Here is a 13715-nt window from a genome sequence, read left to right as displayed (position 1 = left end):
TTACGGAAGCGCGTCGTAGCCGGGGCCAAAACCGTTGAGCTCGATCGGGATGCCGACGCGGTCCTGATCAGCGGACTCGCGCAGCGCGAACACGGCGTTCTTGCCGGCGCGAAGGATGCGCATCAGCTCGTCGTCGATTTCCACTTCCACATAGCAGCCTTCCGAGAAGCAGCGGGTGAAATAGGCGCGGCCGATATTGTTGCTGTCGACATAGAGCTCCATGCCGTCCTTCAGGAGAACGCCGAGCGGGGCAAGGATGCGCAGGATGCGCGCCTTGCGGTCGGCGGTCTTGAGGACGACGACGGACAGGCCGACTTCCGGGCGATCTTCGGCGATCACGTTCTGCATCATCGCGCACTGCTCGACGGAGGCACCGGCCGGCTTGTCGCAGATGATCGACCAGGCGCCGTGGTTTTCCTTCACGTTGCCGGGCTGTGCCGGAGAACCGGGGGCAGGGCTCTGTGGCGCCTGCTGTGCATTCTGCCCGGTCTTCGGTGCTGCACCAGTCGATGGGGCAGGGGCCGATGGGGCAGGAGCCGGCGCGGAAGGAGCCGGTGCCGATGGGGTATTGGGAGTCGGCCGAGGTCCCGGCTGCTGCGCGAGTGCGGGTAATGCGACGGCCCCCGCAAGCATCAAGGCAAGGCAGGCGCGAAGGCGGTAGGGACGACCCATGTAGACCTCTAAACGGACGAATCAGTGTGACTATTCTTGGCGGTCCTACGCCGAAATGAAAGGCCTCGCTCTCTTTTCAGCCGAGTACGGCGAAAATGGGACTTGAGAGGTTTGCGACCGTGCGGCGCCATCTCGTCAAGCAATGCCGCATGTTCCTGACGGCGCAGGCACTCGGCCGCATGCCGATAGGTTCAAAATGCCGCATGAGCAATGCCGCGCAGATATTGCGACGACCCGCAAACTGTGATTGAACCAAACGAGGCGCTTTAATTCCGCATGCCGTTCGATCGCGGGACTCGGGCGCATGGGAGAGAGGGTTTATCGTTATGTTGAGAGCTTACGCCGCAATGGCGTCGCTTATCTGTCTTTTCACGGCTTCGCTGGCCCATGCGGACCAGCCGAGGCCATGGCAGATGGATTTGCAGGCGCCCGCGTCACCGATCATGCACCAAATTCGCTGGTTCGAGCACTATACGCTCTGGTTCATCGTGCCGGTGACATTGCTCGTTCTGGTGCTGCTGATCATGGTTGCGGTCAAGTTCCGCGCCAGCCGCAATCCGGTTGCTTCGCGCACCAGCCACAACACGGTCATCGAGATCGTCTGGACCGTGGCGCCGGTGCTGATCCTGTTCTTCCTCGCCATCCCGTCCTTCAACCTTCTGAACGCACAGCTGGAAATTCCGGATGCGGACATGACGGTCAAGGCCACCGCCACCCAGTGGCAGTGGAACTACGAATATGAGGGTTCCGGCGAAACGCCCGTCGCCTTCGACAGCTACATGCTGAAGGATCCGGATCGCGCTGCCGCCGGCAAGACCGATATCGATCGCTATCCGCGGCTGCTTGCCGTCGACAACGAAATGATCATTCCGGTCGGCAAGACGGTACGCATGCTGGTGACGGCAGCGCCGTCCGACGTGATCCACGCCTTCGCCATGCCGGCCTTCGGCGTCAAGATCGATGCTGTTCCCGGCCGTCTCAACGAGACCTGGTTCAAGGCCGATCGCGAGGGGATGTACTACGGCCAGTGTTCCGAGCTTTGCGGCAAGGATCACGCCTATATGCCGATCGCCATCCACGTCGTCTCCGAGGAAAAGTACAACACCTGGCTTGCCCAGGCCGCCAGCGACCTTCCCGGTGCCTATAAGGGACTGGTCGCCGATGCCGGCACGGCCAAGCCCGCTGACGGCATTGCCGTCGCTGCGAAGTAATCAGGAGGCTGACGATAATGGCCGGACGTACCACTCATACGGATCCCCATGGCGCTCACGCCCATGACGACCATGCTCATGATGCCCATGCCCGCGCGTCTCACGACGATGCGCATGCGCATGGCGATCATCATTCCCACACACCGGGCTTTGCCGCCCGCTGGCTGTTTTCGACCAACCACAAGGATATCGGTACGCTCTATCTGATCTTCGCGATCATGGCGGGCGTCCTCGGCGGCCTTCTGTCGGTTGCGATGCGCATGGAGCTGCAGGAACCGGGCATCCAGATCTTCCACGGTCTGGCGGCCATGGTCTACGGTTTTGAGGGCGATGCCGCGATCGATGGCGGCAAGCACATGTACAATGTGTTCACCACCGCGCACGCGCTGATCATGATCTTCTTCATGGTCATGCCGGCGATGATCGGCGGGTTTGCCAACTGGATGGTGCCGATCATGATCGGCGCGCCGGATATGGCCTTCCCGCGTCTGAACAACATCTCCTTCTGGCTGATCATTCCGGCATTCCTGCTTCTGATGCTGTCGATGTTCGTCGAGGGACCATCCGGTGCCTATGGCGCGGGCGGCGGCTGGACGATGTATCCGCCGCTGTCGACCTCGGGCCATCCGGGTCCGGCCGTCGATCTGGCGATCCTTGCGCTCCACGTTGCAGGTGCCTCGTCGATCCTCGGCGCGATCAACTTCATCACCACCATTCTCAACATGCGCGCTCCGGGCATGACACTGCACAAGATGCCGCTGTTTGCCTGGGCGGTTCTGGTCACTGCCTTCCTGCTGCTTCTGTCGCTGCCGGTTCTTGCCGGTGCCATCACCATGGCGCTGACCGACCGCAATTTCGGAACCACGTTCTTCTCGCCTGAAGGCGGCGGCGATCCGATCCTTTACCAGCACCTGTTCTGGTTCTTCGGTCATCCGGAGGTCTACATCCTGATCCTGCCCGGCTTCGGCATCGTCAGCCACATCATCTCGACCTTCTCGAAAAAGCCGGTCTTCGGCTATCTCGGAATGGCCTATGCGATGGTGGCGATCGGCGCGGTCGGCTTCATCGTCTGGGCCCACCACATGTACACGGTCGGCCTGTCGCTCGATGCGCAGCGCTACTTCGTCTTCGCAACGATGGTGATCGCGGTGCCGACCGGCATCAAGATCTTCTCCTGGATCGCGACGATGTGGGGTGGCTCGATCACCTTCAAGGCGCCGATGGTCTGGGCGATCGGCTTTATCTTCCTGTTTACCGTGGGCGGCGTCACCGGCGTCCAGCTCGCCAATGCCGGCCTCGACCGGTCGCTGCACGACACCTATTACGTGGTGGCTCACTTCCACTACGTGCTGTCGCTCGGCGCGGTATTTGCAATCTTTGCCGGCTGGTATTACTGGTTCCCGAAAATGTTCGGCTACATGTATAGCGAGAAGGTGGCACACCTGCATTTCTGGGTGATGTTCGTGGGCGTGAACCTGGTGTTCTTCCCGCAGCATTTCCTAGGCCTCGCCGGCATGCCGCGCCGCTATATCGATTATCCGGATGCCTTCGTGGGCTGGAACTACATCTCCTCGATCGGTTCCTACATCTCCTTCGCGGGTGTTCTGGTCTTCCTCTTCGGCGTCTGGGAAGCCTTCGCCAAGAAGCGTGTTGCCGGCGACAATCCATGGGGTGAAGGTGCAACGACGCTCGAGTGGCAGCTGTCTTCACCGCCGCCTTACCACCAGTGGGAACAGCTGCCGCGCATCCGCTAAGGCAGCGTTCCAAACAAGGGACATCGCGTGTAACACGCGCTGTCCCGTGAAATTGCAAGGTTTTTAGGTCTCATGACAGTTATCGATGATCGCGACGCTCTCGGCAATGACGCAGGCCTGTTCCTGTCTGAAGCGGGCGCGCGCGATTTCTTCGAACTTCTGAAGCCGCGGGTCATGTCGCTCGTCGTCTTCACGGCGTTCGCAGGTCTCGTTCTGGCGCCCGGCACGCTCAATCCGGTTCTCGCTGCAATTTCGGTTCTCTGTATCGCCGTTGGCGCCGGTGCGTCCGGCGCGCTCAACATGTGGTACGACGCGGATATCGATGCCGTCATGACCCGCACGGCCAAGCGCCCCATTCCTGACGGTCGCGTGCGGCCGAGCGAGGCGCTTGCCTTCGGCCTCACGCTGTCGGTGTTTTCGGTGGCGATCCTCGGCCTTGCCGTCAACTGGCTGGCCGCCGGCCTGCTCGCCTTCACCATCTTCTTCTACGCCGTCGTCTATACGATGTGGCTGAAGCGCTCGACGCCGCAGAACATCGTCATCGGCGGTGCCTCCGGCGCCTTCCCGCCCATGATCGGTTGGGCCTGCGTCACCGGCGGCATCTCGCTCGACAGCGTCATTCTCTTCCTCATCATCTTCCTCTGGACGCCTGCCCACTTCTGGGCGCTGGCGCTCTACAAGATGCGCGATTACGGCTCGGTCGGCGTGCCGATGATGCCGAACGTCGCCGGCGAGCGTTCCACCAAAATCCAGATGTTCGCCTATGCGGTTCTGACGGCTGTTCTCGGCGTCGCACCCAGCTTCACCGGCCTTGCCAGCATCGGCTACGGCCTATTTGCCGGCGTGCTGGGGCTCATCTTCATTGCCTGTTCCATCTCAGTCCTGCGCATGCCTGAAGGCGACGAGCGGATGGTGCCGGCCCGCAAGATGTTCGGTTACTCGATCTTTTATCTCTTCATCATCTTTTCCGCGCTGCTTGCCGACCACGCGGCAGCCGGTGTGGCGACCCTGATCGGAAGCCTTCTATGATTGACACCGTCAAGCTCAACGACGCCCAGCAAAAGTCCCGCCGCAACAGAAATGTGGCGCTGGGACTGGTCCTCGCCGGACTGGTCGTCCTTTTCTACGTGATGACGCTGGTCAAAGTCGGCGGCGTCGGCAACTGACCCAGAACGCTTGAGGAGGAGGCACATGGGAGGAGGGGTTCACGGGAACGGTCAGGGCAACGCCGAGCGGCCGGGCCATGGTCAGGCAAAGCGCGTCAGCAATGCCGCGATCTTTGCAGGCTGCGCTGTGTTCGTCACCTGCATGGTCGGCGCAGCATACGCGTCCGTGCCGCTCTACCGCCTCTTCTGTCAGGTCACCGGCTATAACGGCACCACCCAGCGCAGCGAGCAATATTCCGATACCATCCTCGACAAGACCATCAAGGTCACGTTCGACGCCAATGTGTCGCCCGGCCTGAACTGGGATTTCAAGCCGTCGAAACCGGTTGAACTGAAGATCGGCGAGACCGGGCAGGTGTCCTTTACCGCGAAGAACCGCTCGCCGGTGGCGACGACTGGAAGCGCGGTCTTCAACGTCACCCCCATGGAGGCGGCGGTCTATTTCAACAAGGTCCAGTGCTTCTGCTTCACCGAGCAGACCCTGCAGCCGGGCCAGACGATCGATATGCCGGTCGTCTTCTTCGTCGATCCCGAGATCGTCAAGGCGAACGAGACGAAGAACATCAAGACCATTACCCTGTCCTACACCTTCTATCCGGGCAAGGAACCGCCGCCGAAGCCGGTTGCGGCCTTGCGGAATGAAGTGCAGGATAAGGGCAGTAAGCTTTAAAATGGCCCGCCGTTTTTGGCGGGTGGAACACTTGCGGTAAGCACCTTTGGGAGGGGCAGGCATGGCAGAAGCGCACCAGAAGAACCACGATTATCACATTATCGACCCCAGCCCTTGGCCGCTTCTTGCCTCGATCGGCGCCTTCGTCATGGCGTTCGGCGGCGTCGGATACATGCGCTACCTGAAGGGTTCGGAATTTCACATTTTCGGCATGAACCTGGCAACGCCATGGGTCTTCTTCATCGGCCTCGCGATCGTCATCTACGTGATGATCGGCTGGTGGTCGGATACGATCAAGGAAGGTAATGCGGGCGCCCATACGCGCGTCGTGTCGCTGCATCTGCGCTATGGCATGATCATGTTCATCGCGTCGGAAGTGATGTTCTTCGTCGCCTGGTTCTGGGCCTTCTTTGACGCCAGCCTTTACGCCAACGAGGCGATCCAGGCGTCCAGAACGCAGGTTCTCGGCGGACAATGGCCGCCGAAGGGCATCGAGGTTCTCGATCCATGGCATCTGCCGCTCTATAACACGATCATCCTGCTGCTGTCAGGCACCTGCGTCACCTGGGCTCACCACGCGCTGTTGCACAACGATCGGAAGGGCCTCGTCACCGGCCTGTCACTGACAGTCGCACTCGGCGTGCTGTTCTCGTTCGTGCAGGCCTACGAATATGCCCACGCCCCGTTCGAATTCGCCAATTCGATCTATGGCGCCACGTTCTTCATGGCCACCGGCTTCCACGGTTTCCACGTTCTGGTCGGCACCATCTTCCTGCTGGTCTGCCTCATCAGAGCCATGAACGGCGGCTTCACCTCGGAAAAACACTTCGGCTTCGAAGCAGCCGCCTGGTACTGGCACTTCGTCGACGTCGTCTGGCTGTTCCTGTTCTTCTCCATCTACATCTGGGGCGGCTGGGGCGCACCGCTGGCGCATTGAGAACAAACGACACTTCGAAGGGCGGCCGATGCCGCCCTTTTTTGTTGCGAAAGTGTACCAAAATTGGTACAATTCGCCGTGATGACGGATTTGCCGAAAAAGATCGTCGGAAGGTTCTACGCGACCGCACATGGGCGCAGGCCGGTACGCGAATGGCTGATGGATCTCACGAGAGAAGACAGGCGGCAGATCGGTATCGATATCCAAAGGGTCGAGTTTGGCTGGCCGTTGGGCATGCCCTATTGCCGCTCTCTCGGAAATGGACTGTGGGAAGTTCGGACCAACCTCTCCGGCGGGCGCATCGCACGGGTAATCTTTTTCATTCACGAGGGTGAGATGATCCTTCTCCACGGCTTTGAAAAGAGGACCCAGAAGACACCGGCTCAGGATCTTGATCTCGCGCTGGCACGAAAACGGGATGTGGAACTATGACGGAGCAAAAGGGCTATATCGACAGGACAGAGACTTTCGACGATTTCCTTGAAGCCGATGGCCTGCTGGAGGAAACCGAGACGATTGCCCTGAAACAGGTGATTGCCGACCAGTTACGGGCGGCCATGCAAAAGGAAGGCCTCACGAAGACTGCCATGGCCGAGCGGATGAATTCCAGCCGTCAGCAGCTTGATCGATTGCTCGACCCGAACAATCCCTCGGTTACCCTTCTGACGTTGCGCCGTGCTGCGACAGCTGTCGGCCGCAATCTCCGTATCGAGCTGGTCTAGCATGCATCAGTTGACCGAGCGACAGCCGGCCTCTTCAAGGCGCTCCCGCAGTCTTGTGCGCACCATCGCCACGATCACCCTCATCCTGGCCTCGCTCGCCATCCTCCTTGCTCTCGGCACCTGGCAGATGGAACGGCTGCACTGGAAGGAAGGCCTGCTCGCCGATATCGCCGAGCGGCGCAGCGCAAATCCCGTTGAGCTTTCGGAGATCGAACAAATCGCGGCCAATGGCGGCGATATCGAATACCGCCGCGTCGCGCTGACAGGCACATTCGACCACACGAAAGAACGGCATTTCTTCGCCACGTTCCAGGGCCAGACCGGTTTTTACGTCTACACCCCGCTGATCCTTTCCGACGGCCGCTCAATCCTCGTCAATCGCGGTTTCATTCCCTACGAGATGAAACAGGTCTCGACGCGCACCGCCGGCGAAGTTGCGGGTGAGCAGCGGCTGACCGGCTATGCCCGAAGCCGACTGGCGCAAAAGCCATCTTCCATCGTGCCCGATAACGATATCGCCAAGAACATCTTCTTCTGGAAGGATCTAGACGTCATGGCGTCGTCATCAGGTCTCGATCCGGCCAAAACCCTGCCGTTCTTTGTCGATGTGGATGATCAGGTTCAAAATCCCGGCGGCTGGCCGAAGGGCGGCGTCACCCAGTTCGATCTCCCCAACAGCCATCTCCAATACGCCTTCACCTGGTATGGGCTGGCCGCAGCTCTGGTGGCGGTCGTCATCGGTGCCTGGTGGCGCAGCCGCAGACCTGCGACGTCATAGCCGTCACTTTTTTCTTGGCGTGGCGGAGCCGGCTCGCCTATATGGGGGCTGCAACGGCTTACGGAAGCGACATGAACATCCAGGTCACAAAACCGGCTCTCACGATCCGCCTCTGCGGTCCGCGCGGCTTTTGCGCCGGCGTCGATCGGGCAATCCAGATCGTCGTGCTGGCGCTGAAGGCCTATGGCGCGCCGGTCTATGTCCGCCACGAGATCGTCCACAACCGCTATGTCGTCGAGGGACTGGAAGCCAAGGGCGCCGTCTTCGTCGAGGAACTGGACGAGATCCCGGCCGAGCATCGCCAGCAGCCGGTCGTGTTTTCCGCCCATGGCGTGCCGAAATCGGTGCCCGAGGATGCGCAGGCCCGCAACCTGTTCTATCTCGATGCCACATGCCCGCTCGTCTCAAAAGTCCACAAGCAGGCGATGCGCCACCAGCGGCTGGGCCGCCATGTGGTGCTGATCGGCCATGCTGGACATCCGGAAGTGATCGGCACAATGGGCCAGTTGCCGGAAGGCACAGTCTCGCTCGTCGACACGATCGCCGATGCCGAAGCCTATATCCCCGCCGATCCTGACAATCTCGGTTACGTCACCCAGACGACGCTGTCGGTGGACGATACCGCGGGCGTCATCGCCAAGCTGCAGGAACGTTTTCCGAACCTGACGGCACCGGCCGCCGACAGTATCTGCTACGCCACCACCAACCGCCAGGAAGCGGTGAAAGAGGCAGCACCCGGCTGCGATCTCTTCATCGTGGTCGGCGCACCGAACTCGTCGAACTCCAAGCGTCTCGTCGAAGTCGCTCTGCGGGCCGGCGCCAGACGCTCGATCCTGGTGCAGCGCGCCTCCGAGCTGAACTGGGATGAGATCGGCCAGATCCAGACGCTCGGCCTATCCGCCGGCGCCTCTGCCCCGGAAGTCATCGTCGACGAAATCATCGAAGCCTTCAAGCAGAGGTTTTCGGCCGAAATCGAGCTTGCGATCACCGCCGAGGAAACCGAAAACTTCCTCGTCAACCGCGAACTCCGCTCCGTCCCCCTCACCATCGAAGACATGGCCTGGGTCAACGGCGAGCGCCCTCTCTCCGCTGGATGAACCGCCTTCGCCCCTAGCGAAGCATCGGCCAAGCCGCTAGGAAGAGATCCAGCGCAACGATCATCAGCGGGACGAAATCTTGGCCGTCTATACCGATATCACCGAAATCGACCTGAACCGGTTCCTGGCCGAATATGATGTCGGGGAGCTCACGTCCTACAAGGGCATTGCCGAGGGCGTCGAGAACTCGAATTTCCTGCTGCACACAACCCGCGAGCCGCTGATCCTGACGCTGTATGAAAAGCGCGTCGAGAAATCCGACCTGCCGTTCTTTCTGGGCCTGATGCAGCACCTGGCCGATCGGGGTCTGTCCTGCCCGCTGCCTTTGCCACGCCGCGACGGGCAGTTGCTAGGCGAACTCTCGACCCGGCCGGCGGCCCTCATCTCGTTTCTCGAGGGCATGTGGCTGAGACGGCCGGAGGCGAGGCACTGCCGCGAGGTCGGCAAGGCGCTGGCGCAGATGCATCTCGCCGGCGAAGGGTTTAAGATCAAGCGCCCCAATGCGCTGTCGCTCGATGGCTGGAAGGTCCTGTGGGAGAAATCCGCGGACCGCGCCGACGAGGTCGAAACGGGGCTGCAGGACGAGATCACCTCGGAACTGGAATTTCTCGCCGCCCATTGGCCGAAGGATCTGCCGGCGGGTTTCATCCATGCGGATCTGTTTCAGGACAACGTCTTCTTCCTCGGCGACGAACTTTCCGGCCTCATCGACTTCTACTTCGCCTGCAACGATCTCTTAGCCTACGACGTATCCATCTGCCTCAATGCCTGGTGCTTCGAAGCGGACGGCAGCTATAACGTTGAGAAGGGTATGGCGATGCTGGAAGGATATCGCAGCGTCCGGCCACTGTCTGATGCGGAGATCGCCGCATTGCCGGTGCTTGCCCGCGGCTCGGCCCTGCGCTTCTTTCTGACCCGCCTCTATGATTGGCTGACGACGCCCGAGGGCGCGCTGGTGGTCAAGAAGGATCCGCTCGAATACCTCCGCAAGCTGCGGTTCCACCGCGGCATTTCCTCTGCTGCAGATTATGGACTGACATCATGAAACAGGTCGACATTTTCACCGACGGCGCCTGTTCCGGCAATCCCGGCCCGGGCGGCTGGGGCGCTATCCTGCGTTACGGCGAAACCACCAAGGAACTGTCCGGCGGCGAGGCCGAAACGACCAACAACCGCATGGAACTCATGGCGGCCATCAGCGCCCTCAACGCGCTCAAGGACGCTTGCGAGGTCGATCTCCACACCGACAGCAAATACGTGATGGACGGCATTTCCAAGTGGATCTTCGGCTGGAAGAAAAACGGCTGGAAGACGGCCGATAAGAAGCCGGTGAAGAACGGTGAACTCTGGCAGCAGCTCGATGTCGCCAACCAGCGCCACAAGGTCAAATGGCACTGGGTCAAGGGCCATGCAGGCCATCCGGAAAACGAACGGGCCGACGAACTGGCCCGCACCGGCATGGCGCCGTTCAAGAGAAAGTAGCGGTTGCTCTCGGGGGCGGTTTGCAGCAAAGGTGCGAAGCGGTTTCCCGTCGGGCATAGCGTTGAAGCAGGCTCCACGACGATTTCGCGCCATACAGAACAGCCATAGGGTGGACCCACCGATGATCCTTCATTGCGTCTTCATGCGTTTCAAGACTGCATTGCAGCCGGCAGAGAAGCAGGAAATCTACGACGCCGTTCACGGCCTCAAAACGCTCATTCCCGGCATTGTTGATGTGAAGTCCGGCCCGAACGCCTCATCGGAAGGCCTGAACGGCGGCTTCCTCGACGGCTTCATCGTCACCTTCGACACGCTGGAAAGCCGTGACGCCTATCTCGTCCATCCCGACCATATTACCGTCGCCGAACGAATTGTCGCCGCATCCGATGGCGGCGTGTCGGGCCTGATGGTTTTCGATATGGCAGTGTAATGGTTCGAGGCGGGCTCTAGCCCCTCGCAGCGTCTCATTCGCAATGGGAATGAGGGGCATGAGCCCCTCAAACGATCTCGTGGAATATTAATTGACTTAGAGGCGTTCCAGCATCGCGTCGGCACCCGAGACGGTGGCCTGGCCAGGGCTTTCCTCGATGTCGAGTGACTTCACCACACCGTCCTCGACCAGCATCGCGTAGCGCTTGGAGCGCACGCCAAGCCCGCCGGCGGAAAGATCGGCATCAAGGCCCATCGCCTTGGTAAAGGCACCGTCCCAGTCGGCCAGAAAATGGATCTTGTCCATGCCGCCGGTCTGCTGTGCCCAGGCGCCCATTACATGCCAGTCGTTGACGGCAACGACGGCGATGTCGTCGACGCCCTTGGCAAGCAGCGCGTCGCGATTGTCGAGATAGCCGGGCAGGTGGTTCAGCGTGCAGGTGGGCGTGAAGGCGCCAGGTACCGCAAACAGCACGACCTTCTTGCCGGCAAACAGCGCGTCCGTCGAGATCTCGACCGGGCCGTCAGCAGTCTTTTCCTTGAAGGTGGCGCTGGGTAGTTTTTCACCGATGGCGATGGTCATGGGATCTCCTGTTTGCTTGAAGTTTGCCGTTCGGCGGAACTATAGGTCGCGGTCGGCAAGAGGCAAGCGAAGACGGGAGGGGTCTCAGTCGAAAACGATGGACGTCTCCATGGACCGACTGCCGCTGGTCGCCAGAATGCCCCACCGTTTGCCGCTGATGTCGTAATTGTCAGGCAATTTGCCCACCGGCATATCCAGCGTATAGGCATGACCCTGCCGCTTCGCATCGACGCTTTCAAATAGCACATGCCCCTCGGGACCGGTCACCACCACCTGCGGCGGCGCGGTCGCACTGTCCGGCAGCCGCAGCGTCAGCCGTAGAACCTTCCCGCCCTTCACCATCGCATAATCAGTCACGGCAAAATCGTTGGCCGGAGGCGAGGGGAGTGCGGCGCTGGCGGCGTTGAGGATCATTGCCTCTTCCACCGGCGTGCCCCGGACCGCTTTCATCGGCAGAGAGAATTCGGCCTGGAAGGGTATGCAGATATTGCGGCAAATGCCGATAAACGCGGAAACGTCGATGCTTGCCGCCCCCAACGGCAAGACCTGTGAGGCTTGCCCCGCCTTGGTCGGCTTGTCGAGCTTCAGCGCAAACGGAAATGCCACGGCGCGATCATAGCCGATGTCGGTAACGTCACCGTTGGTGATCAGCTTTGGAACCGGATAGGACATCTTCTGGGAGGTGATCCCGCTTTCGCGCGAAAATGTCAGTTGCGGCGGAATGCCCGCTTCACCCGGCTCTTTCCAATAGGTGATCCAGCCATCCTTCGGCTCGATCTGCAGAGCCCCGCGCACGGTTCCATCGGGCTCTGGAGGCATGGTGACGATCCGCATGCGGCCGCCCTCGTTGGTGGCCCAGGGCGTCATTTCCGCCAGAACATCGGCCGCCGGAGTCTGCAATCCAAGGCAGACGGCAGCACCAAGCAACAGGTTTGCGGTTGTGGTTCGAATTGGGGTCAGGCTCCTCATCGCTCAGGGATTAACCGTTAAATGTTGAACGAACCAGCAGCGCTTTCGAAAAACAGGATCATTTTCCGTTGATCGCCGCGGTTCGTGCCCCATGTTTCAGGAACGCTGCTGTGAAGCAGCAGCCACGGCACGCTCTCACAACCAGGCGGGCCCGGCCTTCAAAGACAGTCAGTACAGACATTTCAAACGGCCGCAGTTTTGCTAGAATAGGTTTCAAAGCGCTGCAGGTGGAGGCATGATGGCTTTTTCGCTTCTCTCGGGTGCTCAGGACGACGGCGGCAAGGGCGGTCGCGAACGCGGCTTTCTTGACGGACAGTTCCTGATTGCGATGCCGAGCATGCAGGATACCAATTTCTCCCGCACGGTCATCTATGTCTGCGCCCATTCTCCGGCCGGCGCCATGGGGTTTATCATCAACCGCGCCCAGGAAATTTCCTTCACGGAAGTGTTGCGGCACCTCAAGCTCTTGGACGAGCACGAGATCATCGCTCTCCCGCACGAATGCCGTGAGTTCCCGATCCTGTCTGGAGGTCCGGTGGAAACCGGTCGCGGCTTCGTGCTGCATTCCGACGACTTCTCGAGCGAATCCTCCATTCCCGTCAGCGACGATATCTCGCTCACCGCCACGCTCGATATCATCCGCGCCATCTGTGACGGCAGGGGGCCATCACGCGCCACCATGCTGCTCGGTTACGCAGGCTGGGGTGCAGGACAGCTGGAGCGGGAGATTTCCAGCAACGGCTGGCTGAACTGCCCGGCCAGCGAAGATCTGATCTTCGGTACGACGCTGGAAGACAAGTACGAGCGCGCGCTCGCCTCGATGGGCGTGACGCCCGCAATGCTGTCCTCCGACGCCGGCCACGCCTGAATTTCTGAAATTCTTGAGCTATGCCGGAACGAACTGCCAAGGCTCGGAGTTCTCCTAGTGCAAGACATCGAAAACGATGCCGCTAAGCTCAAGGAGAAACACTATGGGTAGCACCAGCGATAAAATTTCCGGAATGGGCAATGAAGTCTCCGGTAAGGTCAAGCAGGCTGTCGGCGACATGACCGACAACCACGAGCTGGAAGCCAAGGGCGCTTCCCAGGAAGCCAAGGGCGAAGCCCAGCAGGCCAAGGGTAAGATCAAGGAAGCCGGCAAGGACATCGTTGATCGCGCCTAAGCGATCCGAATCCGCCAAATCCAGAAACCTGTTCCGGTCCTACCGGGGCAGGTTTTTTATCATCCAGAATTCAGTTCACCCC

The 13715-nt window shown here is 60.5% G+C and carries 18 protein-coding genes; 15 read left to right on the top strand and 3 right to left on the bottom strand.

The annotated features are described in order from the left end of the window. On the bottom strand, nt 1–672 hold the full coding sequence (locus tag ACQY1L_RS11125) for an invasion associated locus B family protein (protein ID WP_180215419.1): 672 nt from the start codon (nt 670–672) through the stop codon (nt 1–3). 326 nt (nt 673–998) lie between these two features. Here ACQY1L_RS11125 and coxB point away from each other — a divergent pair, with 326 nt between their 5' ends. The 13 genes from coxB (at nt 999) to ACQY1L_RS11060 (ending at nt 10919) form a co-directional block, all read left to right on the top strand. Next, nucleotides 999–1883, top strand: coding sequence for a cytochrome c oxidase subunit II (gene coxB / locus ACQY1L_RS11120; RefSeq protein WP_062579433.1), 885 nt, complete (start codon nt 999–1001; stop codon nt 1881–1883). A gap of 17 nt (nt 1884–1900) precedes the next feature. Next, entirely contained in the window at nt 1901–3637 is a 1737-nt protein-coding gene (gene ctaD, locus ACQY1L_RS11115) for a cytochrome c oxidase subunit I (RefSeq protein WP_430240899.1), read from the top strand. 72 nt (nt 3638–3709) lie between these two features. Then, nucleotides 3710–4666: a heme o synthase gene (cyoE, locus tag ACQY1L_RS11110; RefSeq protein ID WP_062579437.1), complete on the top strand. Its 957-nt coding sequence runs from the start codon at nt 3710–3712 to the stop codon at nt 4664–4666. After that, entirely contained in the window at nt 4663–4803 is a 141-nt protein-coding gene (locus ACQY1L_RS11105; RefSeq protein WP_430244047.1) for a hypothetical protein, read from the top strand. The genes cyoE and ACQY1L_RS11105 overlap by 4 nt, the downstream gene beginning before the upstream one ends. 25 nt (nt 4804–4828) lie before the next feature. After that, a complete protein-coding gene (locus tag ACQY1L_RS11100) occupies nt 4829–5473 on the top strand; it encodes a cytochrome c oxidase assembly protein (protein ID WP_430240898.1) in 645 nt (214 codons plus the stop codon). 61 nt (nt 5474–5534) lie between these two features. Further along, entirely contained in the window at nt 5535–6410 is an 876-nt protein-coding gene (locus ACQY1L_RS11095; protein ID WP_062453626.1) for a cytochrome c oxidase subunit 3, read from the top strand. A 159-nt stretch (nt 6411–6569) separates the two neighbouring features. Beyond that, on the top strand, nt 6570–6842 hold the full coding sequence (locus ACQY1L_RS11090; protein ID WP_430240896.1) for a type II toxin-antitoxin system RelE/ParE family toxin: 273 nt from the start codon (nt 6570–6572) through the stop codon (nt 6840–6842). Next, nucleotides 6839–7132, top strand: coding sequence for a helix-turn-helix domain-containing protein (locus ACQY1L_RS11085; RefSeq protein ID WP_113166733.1), 294 nt, complete (start codon nt 6839–6841; stop codon nt 7130–7132). Before ACQY1L_RS11090 ends, ACQY1L_RS11085 begins: the two co-directional genes overlap by 4 nt. A 10-nt stretch (nt 7133–7142) precedes the next feature. Continuing rightward, complete coding sequence (locus ACQY1L_RS11080; RefSeq protein ID WP_430243917.1) at nt 7143–7910, top strand: SURF1 family protein; 768 nt, start codon at nt 7143–7145, stop codon at nt 7908–7910. Between the two features lie 71 nt (nt 7911–7981). Then, on the top strand, nt 7982–9007 hold the full coding sequence (ispH, locus tag ACQY1L_RS11075) for a 4-hydroxy-3-methylbut-2-enyl diphosphate reductase (RefSeq protein WP_062453623.1): 1026 nt from the start codon (nt 7982–7984) through the stop codon (nt 9005–9007). A gap of 79 nt (nt 9008–9086) precedes the next feature. Continuing rightward, nucleotides 9087–10052 (top strand): homoserine kinase, encoded by a 966-nt coding sequence (locus tag ACQY1L_RS11070; protein WP_430240895.1) that lies wholly within the window; start codon nt 9087–9089, stop codon nt 10050–10052. Continuing rightward, a complete protein-coding gene (gene rnhA, locus ACQY1L_RS11065; RefSeq protein ID WP_244508821.1) occupies nt 10046–10489 on the top strand; it encodes a ribonuclease HI in 444 nt (147 codons plus the stop codon). Before ACQY1L_RS11070 ends, rnhA begins: the two co-directional genes overlap by 7 nt. A 121-nt stretch (nt 10490–10610) precedes the next feature. Further along, the gene (locus ACQY1L_RS11060) at nt 10611–10919 is read left to right on the top strand and encodes a Dabb family protein (protein ID WP_062453619.1); all 309 of its coding nucleotides are present in this window, start codon (nt 10611–10613) and stop codon (nt 10917–10919) included. Between the two features lie 96 nt (nt 10920–11015). Here ACQY1L_RS11060 and ACQY1L_RS11055 read toward each other — a convergent pair whose 3' ends face one another. Further along, entirely contained in the window at nt 11016–11501 is a 486-nt protein-coding gene (locus ACQY1L_RS11055; protein ID WP_062453618.1) for a peroxiredoxin, read from the bottom strand. 84 nt (nt 11502–11585) lie between these two features. Further along, a complete protein-coding gene (locus ACQY1L_RS11050; protein ID WP_430240894.1) occupies nt 11586–12428 on the bottom strand; it encodes a protein-disulfide reductase DsbD domain-containing protein in 843 nt (280 codons plus the stop codon). Nucleotides 12429–12708: 280 nt separating this feature from the next. Between ACQY1L_RS11050 and ACQY1L_RS11045 the strand changes: the two genes are divergently transcribed. Next, the gene (locus tag ACQY1L_RS11045; RefSeq protein ID WP_062579450.1) at nt 12709–13338 is read left to right on the top strand and encodes a YqgE/AlgH family protein; all 630 of its coding nucleotides are present in this window, start codon (nt 12709–12711) and stop codon (nt 13336–13338) included. 103 nt (nt 13339–13441) lie between these two features. Continuing rightward, nucleotides 13442–13633 carry a CsbD family protein gene (locus ACQY1L_RS11040; RefSeq protein WP_430261857.1) on the top strand — a complete coding sequence of 64 codons (192 nt, stop codon included), beginning with the start codon at nt 13442–13444 and terminating at the stop codon, nt 13631–13633. The last annotated feature ends 82 nt before the right edge of the window (nt 13634–13715 follow it).

This window comes from Neorhizobium sp. DAR64862/K0K3, assembly GCF_050500185.1.
Lineage (GTDB): Bacteria > Pseudomonadota > Alphaproteobacteria > Rhizobiales > Rhizobiaceae > Neorhizobium > Neorhizobium soli.
The sequence above is the reverse complement of the archived record's forward strand: the minus strand, read 5'-3'. Positions and strand labels throughout refer to the sequence as shown.

What these genes read in the sequence shown, in the direction of transcription:
- ACQY1L_RS11125 (WP_180215419.1), bottom strand. Translation starts at nt 672, where the DNA reads ATGGGTCGTCCCTACCGCCTTCGCGCCTGCCTTGCCTTGATGCTTGCG.
- coxB (WP_062579433.1), top strand. Translation starts at nt 999, where the DNA reads ATGTTGAGAGCTTACGCCGCAATGGCGTCGCTTATCTGTCTTTTCACG.
- ctaD (WP_430240899.1), top strand. Translation starts at nt 1,901, where the DNA reads ATGGCCGGACGTACCACTCATACGGATCCCCATGGCGCTCACGCCCAT.
- cyoE (WP_062579437.1), top strand. Translation starts at nt 3,710, where the DNA reads ATGACAGTTATCGATGATCGCGACGCTCTCGGCAATGACGCAGGCCTG.
- ACQY1L_RS11105 (WP_430244047.1), top strand. Translation starts at nt 4,663, where the DNA reads ATGATTGACACCGTCAAGCTCAACGACGCCCAGCAAAAGTCCCGCCGC.
- ACQY1L_RS11100 (WP_430240898.1), top strand. Translation starts at nt 4,829, where the DNA reads ATGGGAGGAGGGGTTCACGGGAACGGTCAGGGCAACGCCGAGCGGCCG.
- ACQY1L_RS11095 (WP_062453626.1), top strand. Translation starts at nt 5,535, where the DNA reads ATGGCAGAAGCGCACCAGAAGAACCACGATTATCACATTATCGACCCC.
- ACQY1L_RS11090 (WP_430240896.1), top strand. Translation starts at nt 6,570, where the DNA reads ATGGATCTCACGAGAGAAGACAGGCGGCAGATCGGTATCGATATCCAA.
- ACQY1L_RS11085 (WP_113166733.1), top strand. Translation starts at nt 6,839, where the DNA reads ATGACGGAGCAAAAGGGCTATATCGACAGGACAGAGACTTTCGACGAT.
- ispH (WP_062453623.1), top strand. Translation starts at nt 7,982, where the DNA reads ATGAACATCCAGGTCACAAAACCGGCTCTCACGATCCGCCTCTGCGGT.
- ACQY1L_RS11060 (WP_062453619.1), top strand. Translation starts at nt 10,611, where the DNA reads ATGATCCTTCATTGCGTCTTCATGCGTTTCAAGACTGCATTGCAGCCG.
- ACQY1L_RS11055 (WP_062453618.1), bottom strand. Translation starts at nt 11,501, where the DNA reads ATGACCATCGCCATCGGTGAAAAACTACCCAGCGCCACCTTCAAGGAA.
- ACQY1L_RS11045 (WP_062579450.1), top strand. Translation starts at nt 12,709, where the DNA reads ATGGCTTTTTCGCTTCTCTCGGGTGCTCAGGACGACGGCGGCAAGGGC.
- ACQY1L_RS11040 (WP_430261857.1), top strand. Translation starts at nt 13,442, where the DNA reads ATGGGTAGCACCAGCGATAAAATTTCCGGAATGGGCAATGAAGTCTCC.